The organism is Cyanobium sp. LEGE 06143 (assembly GCF_015207535.1).
In the GTDB taxonomy this organism is placed as follows: domain Bacteria; phylum Cyanobacteriota; class Cyanobacteriia; order PCC-6307; family Cyanobiaceae; genus NIES-981.
In genome coordinates, this window is the sequence record NZ_JADEWP010000268.1 from 1 (window position 1) to 2,405 (window position 2,405).

Sequence of the window (2,405 nt, forward strand, 5' to 3'; positions counted from 1 at the left end):
GATGGGGGTCACCGAGCGCAGCAGCCGTTACCGGCTGCGCCTGCAGGGCCTGCGGCGGGCCGTGTGGCTCGTGGACACCCCCGGGATCCTGGAAGCGGGGGATGCCGGCCAGCAACGCGAGCGGCTGGCCCGGACCCAGGCCAGCCGCGCCGATCTGCTGCTGCTGCTGGTGGATGGCGACCTGCGGGCCACGGAGTTCCAGGTGCTGGAAACCCTGGCCGGCCTGGGCAAGCGCCTGTTGCTGGTGCTYAACAAGTGCGATTTGCGCGGCGAGCAGGAGGAGCAGCGCCTGCTGGCCCTGCTGCGCCGCCGCTGCAGCGCCCTGCTCGCGCCAGAGGATGTGCTGCCGGCCAGCGCTGCTCCCCAGAGCGTGCCGATGCCAGGGGGACGGCCGCTGCAGCCCGCCCCGGAGGTGGCGGCCCTGTTGCGGCGGCTCGCCGCCGTGCTCCACGCCGAGGGGGAGGAGCTGATTGCCGACAACCTGCTGCTGCAGTGCCGGCAGCTGGGCGAGGCCAGTCGCCAGCTGCTGGCAGAACAGCGGCGGGCTGATGCCGACGCCGTGGTGGAGCGTTACAGCTGGATCGGTGCCGCGGTGCTGGCGGTGACGCCCCTGCCGGGAGTCGATCTGCTCGGCGCGGCGGCCGTGAATGCCCAGATGGTGGTGGAGATCGCCAAGGTCTACGGGGTGAACCTCAGCCGCCAGAACGCCCAGGAGCTGGCCCTGTCGGTGGGCCGCACCCTGGCGGGCCTGGGACTGGTGAAGGGGGGCGTGAGCCTGGTGAGTGCGGCCCTGAGCCTGTCGCTGCCGGCCCTGGTGGTGAGCCGGGCGATCCAGGCGGTGAGTGCGGCCTGGCTGACGCGGGTGGCCGGCCAGAGTTTCATCACCTACTTCGAGCGGGACCAGGACTGGGGCGACGGCGGCATGCAGGAGGTGGTGCAGCGCCACTACGACCTGGGCCGTCGCGACGGCGACCTGCGCCGCTTCCTGGCCGAGGCCTTCAGGCGTGTGGTGGAACCCCTGCGGCAGCAGGAGCGGCAGTTGCCGCCCAGACCCGGGGCGTGAGGCTGGCGGCCGGCCTCGAAGCGCCGACGCTGCCGAAGCCCAGGGCCTCCGGCGGGGGCGGCTGCAAGGGGCCCCGGCTGTCGAGCACCAGGATCAGGCCCAGATAGAGCACGGCCACCAGGATCGAGATCGCCCCGGTGATGATCGCCACCCACTTGGAGCGTGGACTGGGGTCAGGGGTCATCGGCTGGTCCGCGACAGGTGGCCCGAACGGGCCGGCAGGGAGGCGGCCACCACGGCCCTGAGCCGCTGCAGCTCAGCCCCAGTGGTGTGGGGGTTGCCCAGCACGGCCTTGAGGTGATGGCGACCGCCGTGCAGGGGCCGCGACAGCATCAGCTGCTGCTCCAGCAGCCGGTGCCGCGTGGTGAGGCTCCAGGTCTCGGCCGCGCTGGCCTCAGCGCCGCGCAGCGTGAAGGCCAGCAGGTGAAACCTCCCCTGCAGCAGCTCCAGGGCGGGAAGGCTGCCCAGCAGTTCCACCAGCTGCCGGCGGCGCTGGATCGCGCCGTCCAGAACCGCCTCGATGCCGTCGAGGCCCAGTTGCCGCAGGCCCAGCCAGAGCTTGAGCACGTCGGCGGGGCGGGTGCCCTGCAGGCCGCACTCGCCGCCGTGGCCGCCGCCCCAGCTCGGCTCCATGTAGGGCAGGCCGGTGCCGAAGGCCTGCTCGAGGGCCTCGGGCCGGCGCAGCAGCAATAGGGAGGAGGTCTTGGTGATGCCGAGCAGCTTCTGGGGGTTGATCGTGACGGAATCCGCCAGCGCCAGCCCCTCCACCCGGTGCCGATGGCGGGGGCTGAGGCCGAACACGGCTCCGATCGCCCCATCCACGTGCAGCCAGTGGCCGTGGCGGCGGCAGAGCGCCGCACTGCGGGCCAGGGGATCGACGCTGCCGCGCACGGTGGTGCCGGCGGTGGCCACCACGGCGATCACCGGGATCCCCTGGGCCGCCAGGTGCTGCAGGGTGTGATCGAGGGCGGCGGGGTCCATGCCGCCGTCGGCGGCCGTGGGCACGGCCCACAGGGACGCCGCCGGCAGGCCCATCACGGTGAGCGCCTTGTTGAGGGACACATGGCCATCGGCACTGGCCACCACCACAGCATCAGCGCGGCAGCCGAGGCCAGCCTGCTGGCGCGCGGTGACCAGGGCCATCAGGTTGGCCAGGGTGCCGCCGCTGGCCGCCACGCCACCACTGCCGGGGCCAAGGCCCAGCTGCTCGGCGAGCCAGGAGGCCAGGTGGCGCTCCAGGCGAGACAGGCTGGGGGAGAGCTCCTCGGCCAGCAGGTTGTTGTTGAGGCCGGCGCAGATCAGGTCGGCCGCGATCGAGGCGGGCAGGGGCGGCGGATCGAGG

3 protein-coding genes are annotated in these 2,405 nt (G+C 73.2%); 1 reads left to right on the forward strand and 2 read right to left on the reverse strand.

Going from position 1 to position 2,405, the window contains the following annotated elements; translation table 11 throughout:
* Positions 1 to 1,063: DUF697 domain-containing protein (locus IQ216_RS13365; RefSeq protein WP_193815861.1), on the forward strand; the 1,063-nt coding region annotated here is incomplete at its 5' end.
* Here IQ216_RS13365 and IQ216_RS13370 read toward each other — a convergent pair.
* Both IQ216_RS13370 and IQ216_RS13375 read right to left on the reverse strand, forming a co-directional pair.
* Positions 999 to 1,247, reverse strand: a complete 249-nt coding sequence (locus tag IQ216_RS13370; protein WP_193815862.1) for a hypothetical protein — start codon at positions 1,245 to 1,247, stop codon at positions 999 to 1,001. The two genes, IQ216_RS13365 and IQ216_RS13370, sit on opposite strands and share 65 nt — an antisense overlap.
* Positions 1,244 to 2,405 (reverse strand): pyridoxal-dependent decarboxylase (locus tag IQ216_RS13375; protein WP_193815863.1); only part of this gene is annotated, 1,162 nt, incomplete at its 5' end. The genes IQ216_RS13375 and IQ216_RS13370, both read right to left, overlap by 4 nt.